The organism is Klenkia terrae (genome assembly GCF_037083865.1).
GTDB lineage: Bacteria > Actinomycetota > Actinomycetes > Mycobacteriales > Geodermatophilaceae > Klenkia > Klenkia terrae.
This window is the reverse complement of the sequence record NZ_JBAPLV010000045.1, coordinates 1-22296: the sequence shown is the minus strand read 5'-3', so window position 1 is coordinate 22296 and position 22296 is coordinate 1. Positions and strand designations below refer to the sequence as shown.

The 22296-nt window shown below is 74.2% G+C and carries 30 protein-coding genes and 1 pseudogene; 11 read left to right on the top strand and 20 right to left on the bottom strand.

The annotated features are described in order from the left end of the window. Window positions 1–82: 82 nt before the first annotated feature. The 5 genes from UXQ13_RS22845 to UXQ13_RS22825 all read right to left on the bottom strand — a co-directional run bounded on the left by UXQ13_RS22845 (window position 83) and on the right by UXQ13_RS22825 (window position 4346). A complete protein-coding gene (locus tag UXQ13_RS22845; RefSeq protein WP_225235769.1) occupies window positions 83–427 on the bottom strand; it encodes an RNA polymerase-binding protein RbpA in 345 nt (114 codons plus the stop codon). Window positions 428–584: 157 nt separating this feature from the next. Beyond that, window positions 585–1313 carry a thymidine kinase gene (locus UXQ13_RS22840; RefSeq protein ID WP_225235770.1) on the bottom strand — a complete coding sequence of 243 codons (729 nt, stop codon included), beginning with the start codon at window positions 1311–1313 and terminating at the stop codon, window positions 585–587. Beyond that, a complete protein-coding gene (locus UXQ13_RS22835; RefSeq protein WP_225235771.1) occupies window positions 1310–2647 on the bottom strand; it encodes an MFS transporter in 1338 nt (445 codons plus the stop codon). The genes UXQ13_RS22840 and UXQ13_RS22835 overlap by 4 nt, the downstream gene beginning before the upstream one ends. Further along, window positions 2644–3573, bottom strand: a complete 930-nt coding sequence (locus tag UXQ13_RS22830; RefSeq protein WP_225235772.1) for a lysophospholipid acyltransferase family protein — start codon at window positions 3571–3573, stop codon at window positions 2644–2646. Before UXQ13_RS22830 ends, UXQ13_RS22835 begins: the two co-directional genes overlap by 4 nt. After that, window positions 3570–4346 carry a glycerophosphodiester phosphodiesterase family protein gene (locus tag UXQ13_RS22825; RefSeq protein ID WP_225235773.1) on the bottom strand — a complete coding sequence of 259 codons (777 nt, stop codon included), beginning with the start codon at window positions 4344–4346 and terminating at the stop codon, window positions 3570–3572. Before UXQ13_RS22825 ends, UXQ13_RS22830 begins: the two co-directional genes overlap by 4 nt. A gap of 99 nt (window positions 4347–4445) precedes the next feature. On the opposite strand from UXQ13_RS22825, the gene UXQ13_RS22820 reads away from it, so the two are divergent. Next, window positions 4446–4868, top strand: a complete 423-nt coding sequence (locus UXQ13_RS22820) for a hypothetical protein (RefSeq protein ID WP_225235774.1) — start codon at window positions 4446–4448, stop codon at window positions 4866–4868. Window positions 4869–4890: 22 nt separating this feature from the next. Here the strand turns inward: UXQ13_RS22820 and UXQ13_RS22815 are convergent, their stop codons facing one another. Beyond that, the gene (locus UXQ13_RS22815) at window positions 4891–5133 is read right to left on the bottom strand and encodes a hypothetical protein (RefSeq protein ID WP_225235775.1); all 243 of its coding nucleotides are present in this window, start codon (window positions 5131–5133) and stop codon (window positions 4891–4893) included. 71 nt (window positions 5134–5204) lie between these two features. Between UXQ13_RS22815 and UXQ13_RS22810 the strand changes: the two genes are divergently transcribed. Genes UXQ13_RS22810 through UXQ13_RS22800 form a run of 3 tightly spaced genes read left to right on the top strand, consistent with a single transcriptional unit; the run spans window position 5205 to window position 6228 of the window. Next, window positions 5205–5663, top strand: a complete 459-nt coding sequence (locus tag UXQ13_RS22810) for an SRPBCC family protein (RefSeq protein ID WP_225235776.1) — start codon at window positions 5205–5207, stop codon at window positions 5661–5663. 56 nt (window positions 5664–5719) lie between these two features. Beyond that, the gene (locus tag UXQ13_RS22805) at window positions 5720–5971 is read left to right on the top strand and encodes a type II toxin-antitoxin system Phd/YefM family antitoxin (protein ID WP_225235777.1); all 252 of its coding nucleotides are present in this window, start codon (window positions 5720–5722) and stop codon (window positions 5969–5971) included. Further along, a complete protein-coding gene (locus tag UXQ13_RS22800; RefSeq protein ID WP_225235778.1) occupies window positions 5971–6228 on the top strand; it encodes a Txe/YoeB family addiction module toxin in 258 nt (85 codons plus the stop codon). Before UXQ13_RS22805 ends, UXQ13_RS22800 begins: the two co-directional genes overlap by 1 nt. A gap of 394 nt (window positions 6229–6622) precedes the next feature. Here UXQ13_RS22800 and UXQ13_RS22795 read toward each other — a convergent pair whose 3' ends face one another. The 6 genes from UXQ13_RS22795 to UXQ13_RS22770 form a co-directional block, all read right to left on the bottom strand. Then, complete coding sequence (locus UXQ13_RS22795) at window positions 6623–7111, bottom strand: hypothetical protein (RefSeq protein ID WP_225235779.1); 489 nt, start codon at window positions 7109–7111, stop codon at window positions 6623–6625. Between the two features lie 73 nt (window positions 7112–7184). Continuing rightward, window positions 7185–7646 carry a tRNA (cytidine(34)-2'-O)-methyltransferase gene (locus UXQ13_RS22790; protein WP_225235780.1) on the bottom strand — a complete coding sequence of 154 codons (462 nt, stop codon included), beginning with the start codon at window positions 7644–7646 and terminating at the stop codon, window positions 7185–7187. 4 nt (window positions 7647–7650) lie between these two features. Continuing rightward, window positions 7651–8187, bottom strand: a complete 537-nt coding sequence (locus UXQ13_RS22785) for a GNAT family N-acetyltransferase (protein WP_225235781.1) — start codon at window positions 8185–8187, stop codon at window positions 7651–7653. Window positions 8188–8194: 7 nt separating this feature from the next. Further along, window positions 8195–9091 carry a 4-hydroxy-tetrahydrodipicolinate synthase gene (gene dapA, locus UXQ13_RS22780; RefSeq protein WP_225235782.1) on the bottom strand — a complete coding sequence of 299 codons (897 nt, stop codon included), beginning with the start codon at window positions 9089–9091 and terminating at the stop codon, window positions 8195–8197. 35 nt (window positions 9092–9126) lie between these two features. Further along, the gene (locus tag UXQ13_RS22775; RefSeq protein WP_225235783.1) at window positions 9127–9477 is read right to left on the bottom strand and encodes a VOC family protein; all 351 of its coding nucleotides are present in this window, start codon (window positions 9475–9477) and stop codon (window positions 9127–9129) included. A gap of 4 nt (window positions 9478–9481) precedes the next feature. Next, on the bottom strand, window positions 9482–10036 hold the full coding sequence (locus UXQ13_RS22770) for a cysteine hydrolase family protein (protein WP_225235784.1): 555 nt from the start codon (window positions 10034–10036) through the stop codon (window positions 9482–9484). 129 nt (window positions 10037–10165) lie between these two features. Between UXQ13_RS22770 and UXQ13_RS22765 the strand changes: the two genes are divergently transcribed. Continuing rightward, window positions 10166–10510, top strand: coding sequence for a hypothetical protein (locus UXQ13_RS22765; RefSeq protein WP_225235785.1), 345 nt, complete (start codon window positions 10166–10168; stop codon window positions 10508–10510). A gap of 6 nt (window positions 10511–10516) precedes the next feature. On the opposite strand, the gene UXQ13_RS22760 is transcribed toward UXQ13_RS22765, so the two are convergent. From UXQ13_RS22760 to UXQ13_RS22750, 3 genes are all read right to left on the bottom strand, one after another. After that, a complete protein-coding gene (locus UXQ13_RS22760; protein ID WP_225235786.1) occupies window positions 10517–11188 on the bottom strand; it encodes a lysophospholipid acyltransferase family protein in 672 nt (223 codons plus the stop codon). Next, window positions 11185–11880 (bottom strand): PAQR family membrane homeostasis protein TrhA, encoded by a 696-nt coding sequence (trhA, locus tag UXQ13_RS22755; protein ID WP_225235787.1) that lies wholly within the window; start codon window positions 11878–11880, stop codon window positions 11185–11187. Before trhA ends, UXQ13_RS22760 begins: the two co-directional genes overlap by 4 nt. Before the next feature lie 81 nt (window positions 11881–11961). After that, window positions 11962–12327 (bottom strand): Rieske (2Fe-2S) protein, encoded by a 366-nt coding sequence (locus tag UXQ13_RS22750; protein ID WP_225235788.1) that lies wholly within the window; start codon window positions 12325–12327, stop codon window positions 11962–11964. A gap of 67 nt (window positions 12328–12394) precedes the next feature. Between UXQ13_RS22750 and UXQ13_RS22745 the strand changes: the two genes are divergently transcribed. Further along, window positions 12395–13090 (top strand): M50 family metallopeptidase, encoded by a 696-nt coding sequence (locus UXQ13_RS22745; RefSeq protein WP_336393035.1) that lies wholly within the window; start codon window positions 12395–12397, stop codon window positions 13088–13090. 4 nt (window positions 13091–13094) lie between these two features. Here the strand turns inward: UXQ13_RS22745 and UXQ13_RS22740 are convergent, their stop codons facing one another. Both UXQ13_RS22740 and UXQ13_RS22735 read right to left on the bottom strand, forming a co-directional pair. After that, window positions 13095–15464, bottom strand: coding sequence for a glycoside hydrolase family 65 protein (locus UXQ13_RS22740; protein WP_225235790.1), 2370 nt, complete (start codon window positions 15462–15464; stop codon window positions 13095–13097). Continuing rightward, entirely contained in the window at window positions 15461–16192 is a 732-nt protein-coding gene (locus UXQ13_RS22735; protein WP_225235791.1) for an HAD family hydrolase, read from the bottom strand. The genes UXQ13_RS22740 and UXQ13_RS22735 overlap by 4 nt, the downstream gene beginning before the upstream one ends. A 93-nt stretch (window positions 16193–16285) precedes the next feature. Here UXQ13_RS22735 and UXQ13_RS22730 point away from each other — a divergent pair, with 93 nt between their 5' ends. Together UXQ13_RS22730 and UXQ13_RS22725 are read left to right on the top strand one after the other, a co-directional pair. Then, window positions 16286–16819: a YbhB/YbcL family Raf kinase inhibitor-like protein gene (locus tag UXQ13_RS22730; RefSeq protein ID WP_225235792.1), complete on the top strand. Its 534-nt coding sequence runs from the start codon at window positions 16286–16288 to the stop codon at window positions 16817–16819. Between the two features lie 43 nt (window positions 16820–16862). Beyond that, entirely contained in the window at window positions 16863–17753 is an 891-nt protein-coding gene (locus UXQ13_RS22725; RefSeq protein WP_225235793.1) for a class A beta-lactamase-related serine hydrolase, read from the top strand. Here the strand turns inward: UXQ13_RS22725 and UXQ13_RS22720 are convergent. After that, window positions 17743–18567: a GNAT family N-acetyltransferase gene (locus UXQ13_RS22720; RefSeq protein WP_336393034.1), complete on the bottom strand. Its 825-nt coding sequence runs from the start codon at window positions 18565–18567 to the stop codon at window positions 17743–17745. The two genes, UXQ13_RS22725 and UXQ13_RS22720, sit on opposite strands and share 11 nt — an antisense overlap. An 89-nt stretch (window positions 18568–18656) precedes the next feature. Here UXQ13_RS22720 and coaA point away from each other — a divergent pair, with 89 nt between their 5' ends. Then, window positions 18657–19619, top strand: a complete 963-nt coding sequence (gene coaA / locus UXQ13_RS22715) for a type I pantothenate kinase (RefSeq protein ID WP_225236110.1) — start codon at window positions 18657–18659, stop codon at window positions 19617–19619. Window positions 19620–19624: 5 nt separating this feature from the next. Here the strand turns inward: coaA and UXQ13_RS22710 are convergent, their stop codons facing one another. Continuing rightward, window positions 19625–20050 carry a VOC family protein gene (locus UXQ13_RS22710; RefSeq protein WP_336393033.1) on the bottom strand — a complete coding sequence of 142 codons (426 nt, stop codon included), beginning with the start codon at window positions 20048–20050 and terminating at the stop codon, window positions 19625–19627. 39 nt (window positions 20051–20089) lie between these two features. Here UXQ13_RS22710 and UXQ13_RS23725 point away from each other — a divergent pair. Then, a pseudogene (locus tag UXQ13_RS23725) lies at window positions 20090–20571 on the top strand (tetratricopeptide repeat protein). On the opposite strand, the gene UXQ13_RS22705 reads toward UXQ13_RS23725, so the two are convergent. Continuing rightward, window positions 20547–21143, bottom strand: coding sequence for a DinB family protein (locus UXQ13_RS22705; protein WP_225235796.1), 597 nt, complete (start codon window positions 21141–21143; stop codon window positions 20547–20549). The pseudogene UXQ13_RS23725 and the gene UXQ13_RS22705 overlap by 25 nt on opposite strands. 90 nt (window positions 21144–21233) lie before the next feature. Between UXQ13_RS22705 and UXQ13_RS22700 the strand changes: the two genes are divergently transcribed. After that, complete coding sequence (locus tag UXQ13_RS22700) at window positions 21234–21650, top strand: VOC family protein (RefSeq protein ID WP_225235797.1); 417 nt, start codon at window positions 21234–21236, stop codon at window positions 21648–21650. Window positions 21651–22296: the final 646 nt, after the last annotated feature.

Below are 22296 nucleotides of genomic sequence, written 5' to 3'. Positions count from 1 at the left end.
GGTCGCTGCAACTCCCGAAGTGCTCGGGTGTTGCAGCGACCGTTAGAACCCGCCGTGATCCGGAGGGGCCCTTCTGCGTGCTTCAGCTGACCTTGGTGCGGCGCGTCTTCAGGACGTCGAGGCGCTCGGCCAGGACCTCCTCGAGGTCGGCCTCCGAGCGGCGCTCCAGGAGCATGTCCCAGTGCGTGCGCGGGGGCTTGACCTTCTTGGGGGCCGGCTCGGCCCCGCCCACCAGCTTGGCGGCGGAACCGTCGTACTTGCACTCCCAGGTGTCCGGGAGCTCGGCGTCGTCGGCGAAGGGCACCGTGACGATGTGGTTCTGCTCGCAGCGGTACTCGGCGTACTGCCGGTCGATCGGCGCGGTGTTGCGCTCGGTCTCGTAGCTGACGCTGCCCAGTCGGCTGCCGCGAAGGGAACGTTCGCCCATGGCACACCGTCCTCTCGTGCTCGTGGTGGTCCGTGCTCGATGCCCCATCGGCGGGCCGCTGACGCATCCGCAGCGCGAGCTGCGGGCAGTCACCCGGACGGGGCCGATCGGATCAACGACGGAAGTCGGACGGAGATTCCGTCTCGTCAGTCGGTCATCATCGCACGGACACCTGCCCGTCGGCCAGCTGCTGCCCGGGGAAGCTGAGCTGACCCGGTCCGGTGGGGGTGGGTCCGAGCTGGCCCCGGACGTGGTGCCGCCGGCAGAGCACCTGGTAGCGGGTGTCCTCCTCCGACGGACCCGGGGCGGTGTCGGCGACCACCACGGTCTCGCCCTCCCGCACCATCGCGCCGTCCACTACCCGGGCGTTGAGCAGCCCGGGCGCCCCGCACCAGCACAGCACCTCGACCTGGATCCGCTGCACCACGTCGGCCAGCTCGAACAGCCGCCGGGTGCCGGGGAACAGCTCGGCGCGGAAGTCGGTGGTCAGGCCGAAGGCGTAGACGTCGACGTGCGACTCGTCGACCAGCTCGGCCAGCTGCTCGACCTGGCGGCCGGTGAGGAACTGCGCCTCGTCCACGACCACGTAGTCCACCCGGTGCCCGCCGGCCCAGCGGTCCCGGACCATCAGCCGGACGTCGGTGTCGGCGTCGAGCTCCACCGCCTCGCGGGAGAGCCCCACCCGGCTGCTGATCTGCGGTGCCCGGGACCGGTCGCCCTGGGTCAGCCGCAGCCCCTGCCGGCCCTGCCGGCTCTGGTTGTGGTCCACCTGCAGGGCCAGCGTGGACTTCCCGCAGTCCATCGGGCCGTGGAAGAACGTCAGGTGCGCCGGCGCCGCGTGCCGGCGCCGGTCCCCGGACGCCGGGACCGACACGGGCTGGCTCACAGCATCTCCGGCGGGGTGTTGCCCGCGGCCAGGACGGCGCGGCGCATGGGCAGCCGGGCCAGCAGCACGAACCCGGCGACGAAGAAGACCACAAGGCTGATGATGGCCAGCCGGTAGGAGCCGGTGAGCTGGTAGGTCAGGCCGAACGCCAGCGGGCCGAGCCAGCTGGTACCGCGGTCGCTGATCTCGTAGAAGCCGTAGTACTCGGCCTCCTTGCCCGCCGGGATCAGGTGGCTGAACAGCGACCGGGACAGCGCCTGCGTGCCGCCCTGGACCAGCCCGATCACCGCGGCCAGCGCGTAGAACTGCGCGACGGCGCCGGTCTGCAGGAAGAACGCGGCCACCAGCACCGCCGTCCAGGCCACCAGGCAGCCCAGGACGGTCCGGGTGGCGCCGTACCGGGCGGCGACCCGCCCCAGGCCCAGGGCGCCGGCGATGGCGACCACCTGGACCATGAGGATGGCGCCGGTGAGCACCGACTGCTCGAGGTCCAGCTCCTCGGTGGCGTAGACCGCCGACAGCGAGATGACGGTCTGCACGCCGTCGTTGAACAGCAGGTAGGCGCCGAGGAACCAGAGGGTCAGCGGGAAGGCCCGCATCTCCTTCAGCGTGCTCGCCAGCTGCCGGAACCCGCTCCCCGTCCGGCCCTCGGTGACCGCTACCGGCCGGTTGCGCAGCCGGGACACGGTGAAGACGGTGAAGGCGCCCCACCACAGGCCGGCGGTGGCCAGGCAGATCCGCACCGCCTCGCCCTCGGTCAGCCCGAGGGACTCCGCGGACAGGAACAGCCCCAGGTGGACGGCGAGCAGCAGCGCGCCGCCCACGTAGCCGACCGCCCAGCCCCGGCTGGAGACCTTGTCGCGCTCGTCGGGCCTGGCGAGGTCGGGCAGCCAGGAGTAGTAGACGACGGTGGCCGCGCCGAAGCTGATGTTGGCCAGCACGAACAGCCCGGCCCCCAGCACGTAGCGGCCGTCGGCGACGAAGAAGAGGCCGGTGCACGAGGCGGCGCCGAGGAAGGCGAACCCGGCCAGCAGCTCGCGCCGTCGTCCGGTCCGGTCGGCCACGGCGCCGGTGATCGGCAGCACGACGACCTGGACGACGACGGAGAACGACAGCACGAAGGAGAACCAGCTGCCCGGGTCGATCCCCAGGAAGCCCAGCTTCCCGTCCGGGCCGGCGGCGTCGCGGGCCACCGAGGTCAGGTAGGGCCCCAGGAAGACGGTGGTGACGCTGGTGTTGAACACCGACATCGCCCAGTCGTAGGAGTACCAACCGGTGCGCTCGCGGCGCAGTGCCCGGTCGGGGGTGCTGGTGGTGCCCTGGGCTGCGCTCACCGGCGCAGGGTGCCAGCCGGGGGCGGGGGTGGTCCAGCACCGGGCACGTCGGCGGGCACGAGTCCTCCGGGGAAGGCGGCCACGGCCTTCACCGGGCGGGTGGGGTCGGCGAAGGCGATCCGGTCGGTGGGTTCATGGGCGCGCAGCGGGACCAGACCCCGGGTGATGGCAGCCATGATGCGGGTGCGGGCCCGGTTGGCGTCCCCGGTCCGGCCGGGCTCCAGGTCGTCGAGGGGCACCGGGGCGCCGACGTGCACCCGCAGCGCCGGCTGCCGCCAGGCCGCCGACAGCGCGGTGCGCAGCTTGCCCCAGTCGTTGCCGTACTGCAGCACCTCGTGGGCACCCCACTGGCTGACCGGGATGACCGGGACCCGGGTCTGCAGCGCCAGGCGGGCCAGGCCGGTGCGCCCGCGCTCGGGCCAGCCGTCGGCGGTCAGGCCCACCCGGCCCTCGGGGTAGACCAGCACCTGCCCGCCGTGCTCCAGCGCGACCAGCACCACCCGCATGGCGTGCGCGGCGACGTCGGTGCCGCGGTCCACCCGGATGCCGCCGGACCGCTCGAGGACGGGTCCGGCCACCGGGGCCTTCATGATCCCGCCGGTGGCCAGGAACCGGGGGACCACCCCGACCCCGTGCAGCGCGGCGGCGACGGTGAAGGTGTCGTAGTCGCCGATGTGGTTCGCGGCCAGGATCAGCGGGCCACGCCGCAGGTGCTCCGGGACCGACCCGGTGACCAGCACCCGGCCGAACAGGGACACCGCGGGCGACACGGTGGTCAGCGCGAGGCGCCACAGCCACCAGGGCGGCTGCGCGGCGATCGCCAGCTCCCGGCCGAACCACTCGGGGTCGGTGTCGACGACGGAGGCCTCGAGGTCGGCGGGCAGCGGTGGGGTGGCCGGTCGCCAGGTCCGCAGCCGTTCCCTCATGCCGGGCCCCAGACCCCGCGGCGGGTGAACACCTCGCGCAGCATGGTGGGCCGGTCGGTGAGGATGCCGTCGACGCCGAGGTCCAGCAGGCGGTCGACCTCGACGGGGTCGTCGACGGTCCAGACGTGCACCTGCAGGCCCCGCTCGTGCGCCGCGGCCACGAACCGCTCGTCGACCAGCGGTCGCCCGCCCAGCTGCACCGGCACCTGGGCGCAGCCCGCCTGGATCCGCACCAGGCCGGCCGCGCGGGGCGACCAGGAGGACAGCCGGAGGGCGGCCACGCCCTTGGGGCCCAGCGAGGTGCACAGCTCGGGCCCGAGCAGCCGGCGGGCGGCCGCCACCCGGGCGTCGGAGAACGAGGCCAGGCAGATGCGGTGCAGGGTGCCGGTGCGCCTGATGAGCGCGGCCAGGGGAGCGAGGACCCCGGCGGTCTTCACGTCGATGTTGAAGCGGACGTCGGGCCAGGCGGTGAGCAGCTCCTCCAGCGGCAGCACGGGGTCACGGCCGCCGATCAGCGCCCCCTGCACCTCGCTCCAGGGCAGCGCGTCGACCCGGCCGACCCGGTCGGTCACCCGGTCCAGGACGGCATCGTGGAAGGCGACCAGCACGCCGTCGGCGGTCGCCCGGACGTCGGTCTCTAGGTACCGGTAGCCCAGGTCGACGCAGGCCTGGAACGCCGGCCGGGTGTTCTCCACGTGCTCGATCGCGCCGCCGCGGTGGGCCATGGCCAGCGGTGTGGGCCCGTCGAGGAACGGGAAGCGCGGCACCGGCACGCCGTCACGCTATTGGGCGACCGTGCGACGCGCCGCTGCCGGGGGTCGTGCGGGCGTGTCCGGCCCCTGTGCGGGCGCTGGACGTCTACCTTTCCGCTCGTGGTGGCAGAGCAGGTCGTGACGCACGACGTCCCGGCGCCGGGTGCGTCTTCCCGGCGGTCCCGGCGGCGCCCGGCCGACGCCGAGGAACGCCGCTGCGGCTGGTGCCGCAACGTGCTGCCGGAGCAGGAGTCCGTGGGGCGGCCGCGGCTGTACTGCGGCCAGGCGTGCCGGCAGCGAGCCTACGAGCAGCGCTCGGCCACCGCGAAGGCCGGCCTGTCGCCCGACGTCGTGCTGGTGACCCGCACGGAGCTCGACGGCCTGCAGGACAGGTTGTTCCAGCTGCGCTGCGCCCTGGAGGACGTGCAGACCCTGCTGACGGAGAAGCCGACCAAGGCCGAGCTGGAGCGGGCGCTGTCGGAGCTGGTGCGCTCGACGGGCCGGCTGGACAAGCTGTGGCTGACCGGGCGGTCGGCGGGCTGACCCGCCGACCGGGGCAGGCCGGTCAGTCGACCGGCGCGCCTTCCTCGATGCCGACGTCGCCCGCGGGGTCCTGGTTGCCGTGGTTGTAGACGCTGCCCTGGGAGACGTCGGTCGGGTCGTTGCCCGACAGGTTGTCCGTGGAGTCCTTCGACGTGCCGCTGCGCTGACCCAGGCCGTCGGTGTCGCTGCAACCGGTCAGGGCGGCCCCGCCACCGAGCAGGACGAGGGCGGTGACGGCGGTGACGACCGGACGGCGGATCTCCATGCCCGGAGCCTAGGCGACCCGCCGGGTCCGCGGGCACCCGACACCCGACCGTGGTCTGGCACCATCCCGCCGTGGCCGACACCTACACCGTGACCCGCGAGACCGTCGTCGCGGCGCCGCCCGCCGCCGTCCTGGAGCGGCTGGTCGACTTCCGCCGGTGGCGCGACTGGTCGCCGTTCGAGGACCTCGACCCGGACATGCAGCGGACCTACGACGGGTCCGGGGTGGGGAGCAGCTACGCCTGGGCCGGGTCGATGAAGGCCGGCGCCGGCCGGATGGAGCTGACCGACGTGTCGGCCACCCGGGTGGTCGTCGAGCAGGAGAACACCAAGCCGCTGCGCTCGCGCAGCACGTCGACGTTCACGCTCACCGAGGTGGACGGCGGCACCCGGGTCACCTGGGCCGGCACCGGCACGCTCAACCGGCTCATGCGGGTGGCCGCCCGGGTGGTGCCGATGGAGAAGGTGCTGGGTCCGGTGTTCGAGAAGGGCCTGACTCGGCTGGGGGAGCAGGTGCAGCGCGTCCGTTGACCGCCCGGTCGCCGAGTCGTACGGTTTTGCGTACAAGGGGGTGGCCCGTGCGGACCATGAGCTACAGCGAGTCCCGTGCCCGGTACGCGGAGGTGCTCAGCAGCGTCGTCGACGACCGCGAGGAAGTGATCATCACCCGCGCCGGCCACGAGCCCGCGGTGATCGTCGCCCTCGACGAGTACGAGTCGCTCAAGGAGACCGCCCACCTGCTGCGCAGCCCGGCCAACGCCCGGCGCCTGCTGGCGTCGGTCGAACGGCTCGAGGCCGGCGGCGGCGTCGAGCGGGAGCTCGTCGACCCCGACGGCTGATGCGCGTCGTCTTCGACCAGGACGGCTGGGACGACTACCTCTGGTGGCAGCAGCAGGACCGCAAGGTCCTGCGGCGCATCAACACGTTGATCGCGGACATCGCAGGCAACGGCAACGACGGCATCGGCAAGCCCGAGCCGCTGCGGGACGGTTTCCACGGCTACTGGTCCCGGCGGATCACCGAGGAGCACCGACTGGTCTACCGCGTCGACGACGACGCTGTCCGGATCGCTGCCTGCCGGTACCACTACGAGTGACGTCATTGCGTCACCGTGACGCAACCGGGCTGGTCTCGGTGGGTCCGGGGGGAGCGGCGGCCATCTGGACCAGGGCCCGACATCGGGGGTCATCGGGCCGGGCTCGGCTGTTCGCCGGGTGCCGAGCGGTCGGGTCGGGCGGCCGCCGGTCGACGTGCAGCCGGGGTCCGCGCCGGCGACCGGTGGACGCCGAGGCGTCGGGGTGCACAAGCGTCGCGACAGGGCGTTCGTTTACGACGACCGACGGTCCGGACGAGCTGACGACGTCCTGGTCGGCGCGGTGCTGGGCTGCGACGTCCGAGCCGTCCGGCGGACGGCCCACCAGACCCCTCTCGGCCGTTCTGGACTCTGCCGATAATCGACATTATGTCAGGTAACGGAGTTCAGACCCCGCTCAGGCGGCCCAGCTGTCGTCGGCGATCATCGCCTCTGCCTGCTGACGCCACGAGGCGATGATCTGCGGCTGCGGCACGCCGCAGAACGCGGTCAGCCGCTCGGCCATCGCGATCGACACGTCGGCCAGCACGACCATGCAGGGCTCGGCCCGGTCGTCGGACCCGAGGTCGTGGGCCAGTCGGCTGGCCTCCCCCAGGTCCTCGGTCGCGGTGTAGAGCAGCGTCAGGACGGTGGGCACCACCGGCTGGGCGGCCGGCACCGGCTGCACCCGCAACCCGTCGAGCACCCGGGACGCCGGGCACCGGCCGACGGCGCTGGCCTGCCGCACCGACAGGTTCGTCACCGCGAGCACGCCCAGTACCCCCAGGCCGTCCGGCGCGCCGGACAGCTCCTCCAGCACGACCTCGAAGACGGCGTACTCGTCCTGCTGGCGGGCGGCCACCAGGTCCAGCGCGGTCCGGTAGAGCTGAGGGCTGAGTCGCGTCACGTCGACCTCCGGAGCTGGTCCACCTGGTGGGGCTACACGATGTTCTATCGGCAGCCCGAGCGCCAGGGCGGGCTCAGGCGCCGTCAAAGTCGTGCTGGCGCCAGGCCTCGTAGGCGGCGATCGCCGCGGCGTTCGACAGGTTCAGCGACCGCCGGCCGGCCAGCATCGGCATCCGCAGCCGGTCGGTCACCCGCGGGTCGGCCAGGACCTCCTCGGCGAGCCCCGTCGGCTCCGGGCCGAACAGCAGCACGTCCCCGGGCCGGTAGGCGACGTCGGTGTACCGGGTCGTGGCCGAGGCGGTGAAGGCGAAGACCCGGGCGGCGGGCACCGCGGCGAGGAACTCGGGCAGGCCGTCGTGCACGGTGACCGAGGCGAGGTCGTGGTAGTCCAGCCCCGCCCGCCGCAGCTTGGCGTCGGACAGGTCGAACCCCAGCGGACCGATCAGGTGCAGGTGCGCCCCGGTGGCCGCCACGAGCCGGATCGCGTTGCCGGTGTTCGGCGGGATGCGGGGTTCGTGGAAGGCGATGTGGAACACGACGTCAGTCTTCCCCGCCGGCCAGGACCATCAGCACCGCGTCGACGGTGTGCTCGCCCCACTGCTGCCGGGCGGTGCCGACCTCCCGCCACCCGTGCCGCAGGTAGAGCCCGCGGGCGTCGGCGTCCGGGGTCACCAGCAGCACCGGGACCCGCCCGAGCGACCCCGCCGTCGCGACCGCGTGGTCGAGCAGCACCAGCCCCGCGCCGCGCACCGAGCCGTCGGTGACCAGCCGGGACAGCACCGCCAGGCGCTCGGCGGGCGTCCCGGTGGCCGCCGACCAGCGCTGCGCGGCCAGCTGCTCCCCCGCGTCGTGACCGGGCCCGGTCGCCGGGTGCAGGGCCACGTGCCCGACCACCCGCCCGTCGTGGACGGCGACCGCGGACACCAGCTCGGTCGGCAGCGCCAGCCAGTCCGCCCGGACGACGGAGGCCCGCACCGGGTAGCCGACCAGCTCGTGGCTGCGCTGCAGGATCTCCAGCAGGCGCGGCAGATCGGCGTCCTCGCGCGGGCGGACGGTGAGCCCAGGGGTCGTGGACACCCGGGGCCTACGGTGCCAGCAGGCCGGCCGCGGCCAGGCCGGCGCGCAGGGCGGCGACCTCGGTGTCGTCGAGCTCGGCCAGCGGCTGGCGGACCCGGCGGTCGTCGAGGACGCCGAGCAGCTGCAGGGCGGCCTTGGCGGTCGACGCGCCGTAGTTCGGCACGCCCATGACCGCGTCGAAGGCCGGCAGCAGCCGGGTGTGGATCTCCAGCGCCGTGCCGTGGTCGCCGGCGAGGAAGGCCTCGACCATCGCCCGCAGCTGCTCCCCAGCCGCGTGCGCCACGACGCTCACCAGGCCGACCGCGCCGTAGGCCAGGTAGCCCAGGGTCAGGGCGTCGTCGCCGCAGTAGACCTCGTAGCCCAGCTGCCGCAGCCGCGCGGCCTGGGCGGGGTTGCCGGTGGCGTCCTTGACGGCGACGACGGTGTCCAGCTCGAGGGCGGCCCGGTAGGAGTCCAGCGCGATCGAGGACCCGGTCCGGCTCGGCACGTCGTAGAGCATCACCGGGACGTCGCTGACCCCGGCGACGGTCGTGATGTGCCCGAGGATGCCGTTCTGGCTGGGCTTGTTGTAGTACGGCGTCACCACCAGCAGGCCGTCGGCGCCGATGCCGGCCGCCTGCTCCGCGATCTCCACCGAGTGCGCCGTGCTGTTGGTCCCGACGCCGGCGATCACGGTCGCCCGGTCCCCCACCGCCTCCCGGACGGCGGCCAGGATCTCGCCGTCCTCGGGCACGGTGGTGGTCGGCGCCTCTCCCGTCGTCCCGGAGACCACGACGCCGTCGCTGCCGGTGTCCACGACGTGCCTGGCGATGCGGGCGGTGGCCTCGAGGTCGACCCGGCCCTGCGCGTCGAACGCGGTGGCGATGGCGGTGATCAAGCGGCCGAAGCGGGGCGTGGAGCTCACCGCGGCACTCTAGCCAGCGCCGGCGGCCGGGCCGTTCAGCCGCTGTGCTGGGCCACGTTGACAACCGTGCCGTCGGGTGCCCGGACGAAGAACCGCCGCACGCCCCACGGCTCGGTGGTCAGCGGGTGCACGATCTCGTAGCCCGCCGCGCGGGCCTCGGCGTAGGCGGCGTCGACGTCGTCGGTCTTCACCGTGAGGGCGGAGTCCTCGGGAGCGGTGGCGTCGGCGGTGACCAGCTGGACGTGCAGGCCGGTCGCCGGGTCGGTGTACCGGGCCACCCAGCCCAGGCTGAACTCCTGCTCGCACAGCCCCACGAAGTCGCGCCAGAACCCGGCCTGCTCGACGTCGGCCACGGGCAGGTTCGGCGTGATGCCGACGACGCGCACCGCGTCAGCCGGCCAGGGTGACGTCGGCGGCCGGCACCACCGCGGCGGTGCGGCCGGGTGCGGTCTGGAAGCCCCAGTACAGGTTGGTGTGGGAGATGAAGTCGGCCGGCGCCGGGGCGCCGTAGTCGCTGAGGTCCTCCGTGGTGTGCGCGTCGCCGACCAGCGTGACGTCGTAGCCGCGGGTGAACGCCCCGTGGATGGTGGAGCGGATGCAGGCGTCGGTCTGCGCACCGGTGACCACCAGCCGGCCGACCCCGGCACCGGCGAGCACCTGCTCGAGGTCGGTGCCCTCGAAGGAGTCGCCGTGCTCCTTGTGCACGAGCGCCTCCCCCTCGGCGCGCTGCAGCTGCGGCACGACCTGCCACTGCTCGCTGCCCTGCGGCAGCTCGGCAGACGAGTGCTGCACCCACACGACCGGCACCTGCTCGGCGCGCGCCCGGGAGACCAGGCCGTCGATCCGCTGCACGACCTCGTCGGTCCCGTGCGAGCCGGCCATCACCCCGTTCTGCACGTCGATCACCAACAGGGCGGTGTTCGGGCGGTCGGTCAACGTGGTCATCGCGGGTCTCCTCGGGGGCGGTCGCCGGGTGGTGAGGGCACCGTAGGCCCGCGCACCGACAGTTCTGCCCGGTCCCGGTTGAGTAGTGCTGCGGTGGGGTCGCCGTCCCCCGCCGGAGAGGGTCGTGTGGTGACCCCGTACCAGCGCGCCGCCGCCGTGTCGTCCTCCCCCGTCACCCGGCCCGCCGACCCCCGGTGCCGGGACCGGTGGCCCGGTGCCGGCGACCTCGTCGGCCAGCTGGCCCTGCTGGCCGCCGCGCTGGTGGTCGGGGCCGCGATGCTGGTCAACCGGCTGCAGCTGCCGCCGGACGCCGACCGCACCTGGGCGCTGGACGCGACCACGCTCGCGCTGCTGGGCACCGCCGCGGTCGTGCACTCCCTGGCCCGGCGCGGCCGACCCGGCCGGTGGCCGGTGCTGCTGCTCGCCGGGCCGCTGCTGGCCGCCGTCGTCCTGGCGCCCGGCCTCGCCGGCTGAGCCGGGTCAGCCCGTCGGGCGCTGCGCGTCGTGCTCGGCGACCAGCTGCCGGAACCCGGCGGCGGCCTTGGCCCGGCCGGGGATCTGCGGCGGGGCGGTGGAGCGCACCTCGGCGACCACCCGGCGGGTCAGCGCCAGCGCCGACTCCCCCGGCAGCGGCTGCACCGGCGGCAGGAACTCCACGGTGATCCGCGGCCGCTTCGGGAAGCGGACGACGTCCACCGCACCGGTGATCCGCACGCCCACCACCGGGGTGCCCTCGACGGCCTGGGCCAGCCGGCCGGCGCCGCTGAACACCTTCATGGTCCGCCCGCGGGAGACGGTGCCCTCGGGGAAGACACCGATGCAGCCGCCGTCCCGGAGCACCGCGACGGCGGCGGCCAGGGCGGCGGCGTCCCCGCGACCGCGGGACACCGGGATCTGCCCCATCCGGTCCAGGACGGCGCCCACGACCTTGTTCTTCCACAGCGAGTCCTTCGCCAGCGCCCGCACCTGCCGGCGCCGGACGGCGGCCACCCCGACCACGACCGGGTCCCAGGCGCTGTCGTGGTTGGCCATGAGGACGACGGGGCCGGTCGCCGGCACGTGCTCCGCGCCGACCACCCGCAACCGGCCCCAGCCGCGCACGATCGGGGTGCCGACGGCCATGACGAGCGCGTACGCCCAGGTCAGCTTCACCGGGCCGCCAGCAGGACGGAGACGGCGAGGAAGTGGCAGGTGGCCGCGGCGCAGACCAGGGCGTGGAACACCTCGTGGTAGCCGAAGACCAGCGGGCGGGGATCGGGCCGGCGCAGGTGGTAGCCGACCGCGCCGAGGATGTAGAGCGCTCCCCCGCCCAGCACGAGCCACCCGGCGGCGTGGCCGGCGGTGTCCCACAGCGCAGGCAGGCCGAGGGCCGACAGCACACCCAGCCCGATGAAGACGCTGCCCATCAGGACCTCGTTCACCTGCAGGAAGACCAGGTGCAGGCCGATCGCGGCCAGAGCGCAGGTCCAGACCAGGCCCAGCAGCAGGTAGCCCGCCGTCCCGCGGACCGCGAGCAGCGCGATCGGGGTGGCAGTGCCGGCGACCAGCACGACGATCATCGACTGGTCCAGGCGCTGCAGCACCCGGCGGGCGGCGGGCGACCAGGTGCCCAGGTGGTAGAGCGCGCTGGTGCCGAGCAGGCCGACCAGGGCGACGACGTAGACCAGGACGGCGGTCGTCTCCACCGGTCCGCGGGCGGCGACCACGAGCAGGACGCCGAAGACCAGCGCGAGCTGGGACCAGGCCAGGTGCAGCCAGCCACGCCACGTCGGGCGGACGTGGTGGGTGTCCCGCTGCGCGTCGTAGAGCAGGGCGGGTGGCGCCGACATCGGCGGGGCGGTCACGGGTGCCTCCTCGTGGCCGTCCGGGGGTTCGAAGCGGCCGGCGTCAGTCTGCCCGACGGATCACCGGCGTGGCGGGTCGGCTCAGGGCTCGACGACGACGTCGTCCCCGCGCCGCACGGCCCGCCGGACCCGCAGCGGGAGCACCCGGCCGAGCCAGCGCACCGCGGTCGTGTAGCCCGAGGTCGGGCCGTGGTAGCCCAGGAAGCCACGGGGGCCCTCGACCATCGCCCCGCTGCGGACGTCGTAGCGCGCCCCGTGCCAGGGGCAGACCAGGCAGCCCTCGGCGTCCACGGTGCCGCGGGACAGGTCGCCGAGCTGGTGCCGGCACCGCCGGGAGACGGCGAACAGCTCTCCGCCCGAGGTGCCGACGGCGGAGGACCCCACCGGCGCGACGGTGCCGGGGGTGAGCTGGGCGGCGGGGATGCTGGGACGGTCGGTGTCGGTCATGCCCGGGCGCTACCCGTCGAGCCCCGGGCTCAGCCCTCGGCGGGCCGGTGTGGTCGGCTGGACGGCGATGGACGAGATCTGGGACCGGGTGGGCGCCACCTCTCCCCCGCTGCCGCCGCTGTGGCTGGGGGTCACCGCCGTCCTCGCGCTGGTCCTGGTCGTGCAGCGCGACCTCTGGCGGGTCACCCGCAACGCGGTGACGATCGCCCACGAGGGCGCGCACGGCGTCGCCGCGCTGGTCACCGGACGACGCCTGGCCGGCATCCGGCTGCACTCGGACACCTCGGGGGTGACCGTCTCCCGCGGCCGGCCCACCGGCCCGGGCATGGTGCTCACCGCGGCGGCCGGCTACGTCGGTCCCGGTCTGCTCGGGCTGGGCGCCGCCGCGCTGCTGGCCGCCGGGCACGCGATCGGCATGCTGTGGGCGGTGCTGGCCCTCCTGGCGCTCCTGCTGCTGCAGATCCGCAACTTCTACGGGCTGTGGTCGGTGCTGGTCACCGGGGCGCTGGTGTTCGCGGCGACCTGGTGGCTGCCGGCGCAGTGGCAGGCCGGGTTCGCCCACGTCGTGGTGTGGTTCCTGCTGCTCGCCGCCCCCCGCACGGTGTGGGAGCTGCAGGCCGCCCGTCGCCGGCACGGCTCCCCCGACAGCGACGCCGACCAGCTCGCCCGCCTGACCGGCGTCCCCGGGCTGGTCTGGGTCGGGCTCTTCCTGCTGGTCGACGTCGGCGCCCTGGTGCTCGCCGTCCGCTGGCTGCTCCCCTGACCTCCTACTGCCCTGAGTGCCGTCCCCGCCGACGGGGAGCGCAGTGCGCGGGCTGGTGCACCGGCTCGACCTCGGCGGCCGGCGGGATGTCCAGCGCCAGCTCGGCGTCGGTCACGGTCACCGTGTCGCCGTGGTGCCCGATCTCCAGGGGCTCGCCGGACACGAGCTGGTAGACGACCTTCTCCCGGCCGATCCGGACCCGCAGGCAGCGACCCTGGTAGACGACCCGGAAGGCCAGCCCGGTCAGCTGCGGGGGCAGCCGCGGGGCGAAGGTCAGGTGACCGTCGTGGTCGCGCATGCCGCCGAACCCGGCGACGGCCACGGTCCAGCCACCGGCCAGCGAGGCGATGTGCAGGCCGTGCCCGGAGTTGCCGTGCAGGTTCTGCAGGTCGGTGAGCGCGGCCTCGCCCCAGTAGTCGTAGGCCAGCTCGAGGTGCCCGCACTCGGCCGCCACGACGGCCTGCTGGGCCGCCGACAGCGAGGAGTCGCGGACGGTGCGGGCTTCGTAGTAGGCGAAGTCGGCGACCTTCTGCTCGTGCGTGAAGGCGTCCCCGCGCAGGTGCAGCGCCATGACCAGGTCGGCCTGCTTGACCACCTGCTTGCGGTAGATCTCGAAGTAGGGGTAGTTCAGCAGCAGCGGGTACTTGTCCGGCGGGGTGCCCTCGAAGTCCCACTCCTGGTGCCGGGTGAAGCCCTCGCTGGTCATGTGCACGCCGAGCTCGTCGTCGAACGGGATCCGCATCTTCTCCGCGGCCTCGGACCAGACGGCGACCTCGTCCTCGGTGACCTGCAGCCGCGCCGCGACCCCGGGCTGGCGGTGCACGGCGGCGACCGCCTCGCGCAGGTTCCGCTGGGCCATCAAGTTCGTGTAGACGTTGTTGTCCACCACGGCGGTGTACTCGTCGGGGCCGGTCACGCCGTCGATGCGGAAGCCGCGGCCGTCGTCCATGTGCCCGAGCGACGCCCACAGCCGGGCGGTCTCCACCAGGATCTCCGTGCCGTGGTCGGCGTCGAACGTGTCGTCCTGCGTGGCGTTGCGGTACCGGACGACGGCGTCGGCGATGTCGGCGTTGACGTGGAACGCCGCGGTGCCGGCCGGCCAGTACCCGCTGGTCTCCTCGCCGCGGATGGTCCGCCACGGGAACGCCGCGCCCTTCTGCCCGAGGACGGCGGCGCGCTCGCGGGCCAGGTCCAGGGTGCTCCACCGCCAGATCAGGGCGTCCCGGACGGCCTCCGGCGCGGTGTAGGTCAGCACCGGGAGGACGTAGGTCTCGGTGTCCCAGAACGCGTGCCCGTCGTAGCCCGGGCCGGTGAGGCCCTTGGCCGGGATCGGCTGCTTCTCCGCGCGGAGGCCGGCCTGCAGGACGTGGAACATGCCCACCCGCACGGCCTGCTGCAGCTCGTCGTCGCCCTCGATGGTGACGTCGGCCTGCGCCCAGTGGCCGTCCAGCAGCTCGCGCTGCTCGGCGGCCAGGCGGTCCCAGCCGGCCAGCTTGGCCACCGCGAGGGCGCCCTCCACCTGGTCCCGGACGGCGGCCGAGGACCGCCGGGAGGACCAGCCGTAGGCCAGGTACTTGACCAGCCGCAGCTTCTCCCCCGCCGGCAGCCGGGCGGCCAGCGTGTAGCGGGCGAGGTCCGGGGAGACCTCCAGGTCCTCGCTGGCGCTGTCGGGGATGAGCACGTCGTGGTCCATGCCGGCGGCCATCCGCAGCCGGCTGGTCGTGGTCTGGTGCACGAGCACCGCGTGCCGGCCGCGGCCGGTGTGCAGCTCGGACTGCAGCGGCTTGCGCAGCGCGGCGGCCGCGCGCGGGTCGTCGGACCCGGAGTTCTCCACCACCTCGTTGGCCAGCAGGTCGGACTGGATGGCCACGTAGAGGTCGCCGCCGTCGTCGGTGCAGCGCACCTCGTAGCGGATCGCGGCGATCGACCGGCGGGTCAGCGAGACCAGCCGGGTGCTGCGCAGCTCCACGGTCCGCCCGTTCGGCGAGCGCCACTCGGTGCACCGCCGCAGCACGCCGGCCCGCAGGTCCAGGGTGCGCTCGTGGGAGATGATCTGGCCGTAGTCCAGGTCCAGCGGGGAGTCGCCGACCAGCAGCCGGATCAGCTTGCCGTCGGTCACGTTGACGACGGTCTGGCCCTCCTCCGGGAAGCCGTAGCCGGCCTCGGCGTAGGGCAGCGGGCGCTCCTCGAAGAAGCCGTTGAGGTAGGTGCCCGGGACGACGGAGGGCTCGCCCTCCTCCAGCGTGCCGCGCATGCCGATGTGCCCGTTGGCCAGGGCGAACACCGACTCGTTGACCGCGAGGCTGTCGTGGTCGATGCCGGTCTCGGTGAGCGCCCAGGCCTCGATCGGGAAGTGCGCGCGCCCCTCGGTCACGACGGGTCCCCGAGCAGCTCGGCCAGGTCGGTGACGACGACGTCGGCGCCGTGCTCGCGCAGCGCGTCGGCCTGCCCGACCCGGTCCACGCCCACGACGTAGCCGAAGTCCCCCGCGCGGCCGGCGGCCACGCCGGACTGGGCGTCCTCGAAGACCACCGCCTCCCCCGGCTGCAGGCCCAGGGCCCGGGCGCCGGCCAGGAACGTGTCCGGCGCGGGCTTGCCCCGGTAGCCCTCCCGGGCGGTCACCACGCCGTCGATGCGGGCGTCGACCAGGTCGGCGAACCCGCCGGCGGCGATCACCTTCTCGCCGTTGGCCGACGCGGTCACCACGGCCACCGGCAGGCCGGCGTCCTTGACCGCCCGCAGGTAGCGGACCGAGCCCTCGTAGACGGTGACGCCGTGCTCGTCGAGCTCGGCCTGCACCAGGTCGTTCTTGCGGGTGGCCACGCCCTGCACGGTCTGCTCGTCGGGACCGTCGTCCGGCGTCCCCTCGGCCAGCTCGATGCTGCGGGAGGCCAGGAAGTCGCGGACGCCGTCCGCGCGCGGCTTGCCGTCGACGTAGCGCTGGTAGTCGGCATCGCTGAACTCCGCGGCCTGCGGGTCGCGGGCACGCAGGAACTCGTCGAAGGTCCGCTTCCAGGCCGCCTGGTGGACGGTGGCGGTCTGCGTGAGCACGCCGTCGAGGTCGAACAGGCAGCCACGGATGGTCTCGGGTAGTCCCAGCACGGGGCAGACGGTACGGCTGCCGCCTGGTGAGCGGGCGCGGTCTCCCCCTCCTAGGTTGGGTACGACCGATCCACCGCACCGGAGGAGCACCCGATGTCCCGTCAGACCCCGCCCAACCCGTACGACTTCCTGCCCGAGGTGCCCGAGTTCGCCCTGACCAGCTCCGATGTGCGCGACGGACAGCCGCTGGGCCGTGAGCAGGTCAGCGGCAAGATGGGTCTGGACGGCGAGGACCGCTCCCCGCAGCTGTCCTGGTCGGAGTTCCCCGAGGGCACCAAGGGCTTCGCCGTGACCGTCTACGACCCCGACGCCCCCACCGCCAGCGGCTTCTGGCACTGGGCGGTCACCGGCATCCCCGCCTCGGTCACCGAGCTCCCCTCCGGTGCCGCCGACGGCGGCCTGCCCGAGGGCGCCGTGCAGCTGCGCAACGACGCCGGGTTCGCCGGCTTCGTCGGTGCCGCTCCCCCGGCCGGCCACGGCCCGCACCGGTACTACGTGGTGGTGCACGCACTGGACACCGACGACCTCGGCGTCCCGGCGGAGGGCTCCTGCGCGTTCCTCGGCTTCAACCTGTTCAGCCACACGCTGGCCCGGGCCACCCTGGTGCCGACGTTCGAGGTCTCGTGACCCGCGGCGTGTGACCCGGACGGCGGTGGGTAGTGCACAACCCATGAGTCGCTGGGGTGGTCGCACGGTCGCGGTCACCGCGGTGCTGGTGGCCGGTCTCCTGGTGGAGGCCGAGGCTGCCCAGGCTGCGCCGGTCGCCGTCGTCCGGTCGGTGCAGCCGACCGCCCTGGTCGCCCCGTTCCCCGCCGTCTCGCCGATCGGGGCCGCGCTGGTCGGGTTCGGTCCGGTCGGCACGCTGGTCGCCGCCGTCGCGCCCGTGCAGTCCCCCGAGCCTCCGGGCACGACCGCCGACGCGGTCGCCCGGGGCTCGGCGGGATCCTGGGCGGTCGGGGACGTCGACCGGCCGGTGCCCACCGCGTCGCTGGTCAAGCTGTACCTGGCCGAGGGCATCCTCGCCACCGCCCGGACCGCCGGCACCGCGCTGCCCGCCGAGGACCTGGCCCGGATCGACGCGGCCCTCACCAGCTCCGACGACCTCGCGGCGTCCGAGCTGTGGGTGGCCTACGACGGCCCGGCGGTGCTGGCCGACGTGGTCGCCCGCTACGACCTGCAGGGCACCTCGGCACCCACTCCCGACCCGGGCGCCTGGGGCCAGACGCTGACCACCGCCGCCGACCCGGCCCGGTTCCTCACCGAGCTGCCCGACCGGGCGCACCCCGACGACGCCGAGCTGCTGCTGGGCGCCCTGTCCCGGGCCACCCCGGCCGGTGCGGACGGCTTCGACCAGTCCTTCGGGCTGCTGGGTCCGGGCCGGTCGGCGGGGACGGCGGCCAAGCAGGGCTGGATGGTGCTCGACGGGCAGCGGTACCTGCACTCGATCGGCGTCGTCGACGACCGGGTGGTGGTCGTGCTGGCCACGTTCCCCGTCGACGTCGTCGACTGGCCGGCCGCCCGGGCCGCGGTGGACGCCGCGGCGGCGGCGCTCAGTCGCTGACGCGCTCGGCGACCAGCGTGGTGCCGATCCGGGCGAAGCCGACCCGCTCGTAGACCCGCGCGACGTCGTCGTCCCCGGCGGCCAGGAAGACCGTCTGCACGGTCTCCCGGGCGTGCTCGACCAGCGTGGAGGCCAGCCCCGCGCCCAGGCCGCGGCCGCGGAAGCGGGGCAGCGTGGCCACGCCGACGATCTCGCTCATGCCGGTGCCGTCCACGTCGACCGGCTGGTGCGAGCCGACGGCGACCGGCTCGCCGTCCTCGACGGCGATCATCATGACCGTGCGCCCGTCGGCGATCCGCTCGCGCAGCACGCTGGTGGGCTGCGGGGGGTCGACCAGCCGGTCGGGGGCCGCGCCGGGCGCGGAGGAGATGGGCCCGGCGGTCGCGCCGACCGGGGTGGCGAAGGCCAGCTGGGCCAGCCGCTGGTAGGTGGCCAGCTGCGGGTCGTCGGCGCCGACCAGGAAGAAGCGGACGCCCTCGGGGAGGGTGACCTCCACGTCGTCCACGGCGACCAGCAGCGGCAGCTCGTCGATCCCGAGCCCGGCGCTGCGGGCGGCCTGGGCCAGGCCCGGGTTGCGCTGGGCGAACCACTCGAGCGCCTCGGGCATGCCGGACTCCCGCTGCAGCGCCAGCGCCGCCTCGATGTCGGCGACCGGCACCGGCCCGCCACCCGGGTGCGGGCGCGCCGGGTAGGGCCACTCGGCGGAGCCGACCGGGACGTCGAGGGCACCGACCCGGCGGACGGCCGTCTCCGGGAGCGGGGAGAGGGCGAAGTACTGCTCGATGCGGTCGAGCAGACCCGGTCGCGTCGGCACACCCGAACCCTAGACGCGCCCGACCGGGTGCACCCGGCGACGGGGCCCGGGCCCACCCGGGCGAGGTGGACGGGTGGGCCGACGGCACCATGGTCGCCGTGACGGTCGCCCCGCGGAGCCATCCCTCGCCGTACGCGGCGTTCGACCGTGACCAGTGGCGTGCCCTCGCGAAGAACCAGGACCTGCCGCTGGACGCCGCCCAGCTGGCCCGGCTGGCCACCCTGGGCGACCGGATCGACCTGGACGAGGTGCGCACTGTCTACCTGCCGCTGGCCCGCCTGCTGGCGCTGCAGGTCGCCGCCAGCCGCCGGCTGTGGACCGCCCAGTCGGAGTTCCTGGGCACCAGCACCGCGAAGATGCCGTACGTGATCGCCGTCGCCGGCAGCGTCGCGGTCGGCAAGAGCACCACCGCCCGGTTGCTGCAGGCCCTGCTGGCCGCCCAGCCGGACACCCCGCGGGTCGACCTGGTCACCACCGACGGCTTCCTGCACCCCAACGCGGTCCTGGAGTCCCGCGGTCTGCTCGGCCGCAAGGGCTTCCCGGAGACCTACGACCGCCGGGCGCTGCTGCGGTTCCTGGCCGACGTCAAGGGTGGCCGGGGCTCGGTGACCGCGCCGCTGTACTCCCACCAGTCCTACGACGTCCTGCCCGGCGAGGTGCAGCTGGTCGACCGCCCCGACGTCCTGGTGCTGGAGGGCCTGAACGTGCTGCAGGCGGGCAACCGTGCCGACGGCCGGGTGCCGGAGGTGTTCCTGTCGGACTTCTTCGACTTCTCCGTCTACGTCGACGCCGGCGAGCAGGACGTCGAGCAGTGGTACGTGGAGCGGTTCCTCGCCCTGCGCCGGACGGCGTTCCAGGACGAGGGCGCCTACTTCCACCGCTTCGCCGACCTGACCGACGCCGAGGCCGTCGAGACCGCCCGCGGCATCTGGGCGGCGGTGAACGGACCCAACCTGCGCACCAACATCGCCCCGACCCGGTCGCGGGCCCGGCTGGTGCTGCAGAAGGCTGCCGACCACTCGGTGAAGCGGGTCCTGCTCCGCAAGCTCTGAGCGGCTCAGTCGGGCAGCTGGGACCGGCCGGCGTCGTCCAGGGGCCAGGCCGGGTTGTGCGCGATCTCCCAGCGGTGGCCGTCGGGGTCGGCGAACACCCCGTTGTAGCCGCCCCAGAACGTGGCGGTGCCGGGCCGCAGCACGGTGCCGCCGGCGGCGGCCGCCTCGGCCAGCACCTCGTCCACCTCGGCGGTGGACCCCACGTTGTGGGCCAGGGTGATGCCGCCCCAGCCGCCGGTGTCGTCGGCGACCTCGGAGTCGGCGGCCAGCTCGGTGCGGGACCACAGGCCCAGGTGGGTGCCGGCGCCCTGCAGGAACGCGACCTCCTCCTGGGACTGGCTGGACTCCCGCCAGCCCAGGGCCGCGTAGAACGCCCGGGCCCGGGCGAGGTCGGTGACGCCGAGCGTGATCAGGGTGATGACCGGTCTCATGCGGTGACCCTGGCACGGGCCACCGACGATTCCGCGGGCATGCTGTCGGCCGTGGACTGGGACGAGCAGGTGGCGCAGCTGTGGGCCGGTGACGTGGACGCCCCGGACTTCGTGGCCCGGGCGGCGGAGCTCGCCGCGGCCTGCCCCACCGGGGACGGGTCCGGGGTGTTCGAGCTGGCCGGGGCGCACGACTCCACCGGTCACCCGGAGCAGGCGGTGCCGCTCTACGAGGAGGCGCTGCGGCTGGGGTTGGTGGCCTCCGGCGCCGGCGGGCCGCCGTCCAGCTGGCCAGCTCGTACCGCAACCTGGGCCGCCCGGCCGACGGCGCGCAGCTGCTCGAGGCGGAGCTGGACCGCACGTCCGACGACCTGGACGACGCCGTCCGGGCGTTCCTCGCACTGTGCCTGGCCGACCTTGGCCGGGAACGGGAGGCGCTGGGCCTCGCGCTGGGCGCGCTGGCTCCCCGGTTGCCGCGCTACCAGCGGTCGTTGGCCGCCTACGCCGCGGAGCTCGCCCGGTAGAGGTCGCGCAGCACGGTGATCTCGGCGCCGTGGTGGATCAGCTCGCGGTTGAGGTGCAGCACCAGGTGGGCGAAGGGTGCCTGCTGGTCGACCGGGGTGGCCTGGCTGCGCCCGACCGTCCACAGCTCGTCCTCGGACAGCCCCGCGATGCCCTCCCGCCAGGCGCCGACCGCCTCCACCAGCGCCGCGACCCCGGCCTCGGCGCTGGGGTGCGCCAGCACCAGGTCGTCGCGCCGCCGGGTGCGGCCGCCGAAGGTCCACTCCCAGCGCTCGGTGAACACCTCGACGAGGTGCGAGACCAGCCAGGCGATGGTGCGCGGCCCGGGGTCGTCGGGGCCGTCGGGCCACTCCACCACCCACTCCCCCGCGCCGGCGGTGCGCCGGCTGGTCTTGCTGCGCGGGGCGATCGAGAGGGCCCACGGCGCGGGCTTCCAGAAGTACTCGTCGTCGGCGAGGTCCTGCAGGTGCTCGTGCAGGTCGAGCCAGGAGAACCCCAGCTGGCCGGCGAGCAGCGAGGCCACGTCGGGGCGGGTCAGCACGTCCCAGTCGAACTCCGGCGATCCGTAGGTCATGGACCACACCCTGGCACCGCCGGGCGCCCGGGTCGACGGTGTCGTACCCCCGGAGCATGGTGGATCCGACCGCATCGACGAGGAGGGGCCGTGATCGTCCCGACCATCCGGCAGGTGGTGCTCGACGGCACCGACATCCGCACGCTGGCCGAGTTCTACCGGCAGCTGCTCGGCTACGAGTACCGGCCCGGGGACGAACCCCCGGCCGAGGGACCAGACGAGCTGGAGTGGCTGGTGCTGCGCAGCCCCGGCGGCGCGCCGCAGCTGGCGTTCCAGCAGGTGGAGCGGCTCACGCCGACCACCTGGCCCGAGGACGACGTCCCGATGCAGCTGCACCTGGACTGTTCCGTGCCCGATGTGCTGAGCCTGCAGCAGGTGCTGCAGACCGCATTGGGGCTCGGGGCGACGCTCCGGCTGGACCGCAGCGAGGACCCGGACGAGCCGCTGTACGTGCTGGTCGACCCGGCGGGGCATCCGTTCTGCGTCTTCGTGGAGGCGCCGCTCTGAGAGCCCGGCCTACTCACCTGCTGTGGGTGGGCGGAAAGGGCTCGGGGCGCAGTGTCGGGAGCAAGGCGCCCCGGGCTACCCAGGTTTGTCGTATTGGTGCCGATTGAGCGGCCGCACGGGTCGTGCCGACGAGGGACGACGGTGGTGGCGCAGGTGGTGACCGATGCGGACGCCGCCCGTCCGACGCGATCGACCTGCCCCCGCAGCACCACCCAGGTGTCCGCGTCGAGATCAGCCCCGTCGGTCCTCCTGGATAGGGGGTCCCCCAACTGGTCGCCCTGGACGCGTCGAGTCGTCGCCGCTCGATCGGCATGACCGACCCGACTCGGCAGACCGCCCAGGTGAACGAGTCGCTCCCGAGCGGCCCTGCGTCGACACACGGGCGTCCCCGAACTGGCCGCCGGAGCCGCGTCGAGGTCGTCGCCGCCCGATCGGCACAGCCCTCCCCCGCCTGATGCCTCCCCACTGACGACGACGGTCCAGACACCGGTCGACTTCTTTCGTCACGCCAGGTGGCGGCCCGCTAGCAGAGAATTAGCTGTTCAGGACGCTGTTCGGGCGCCGTTTCTGTCAGACCCCTCTGGTGGACTGGGTCCATGACAGCGACGGCGCGACGGTTCCGGGTGGAGGTGACCCCCTACGTCAC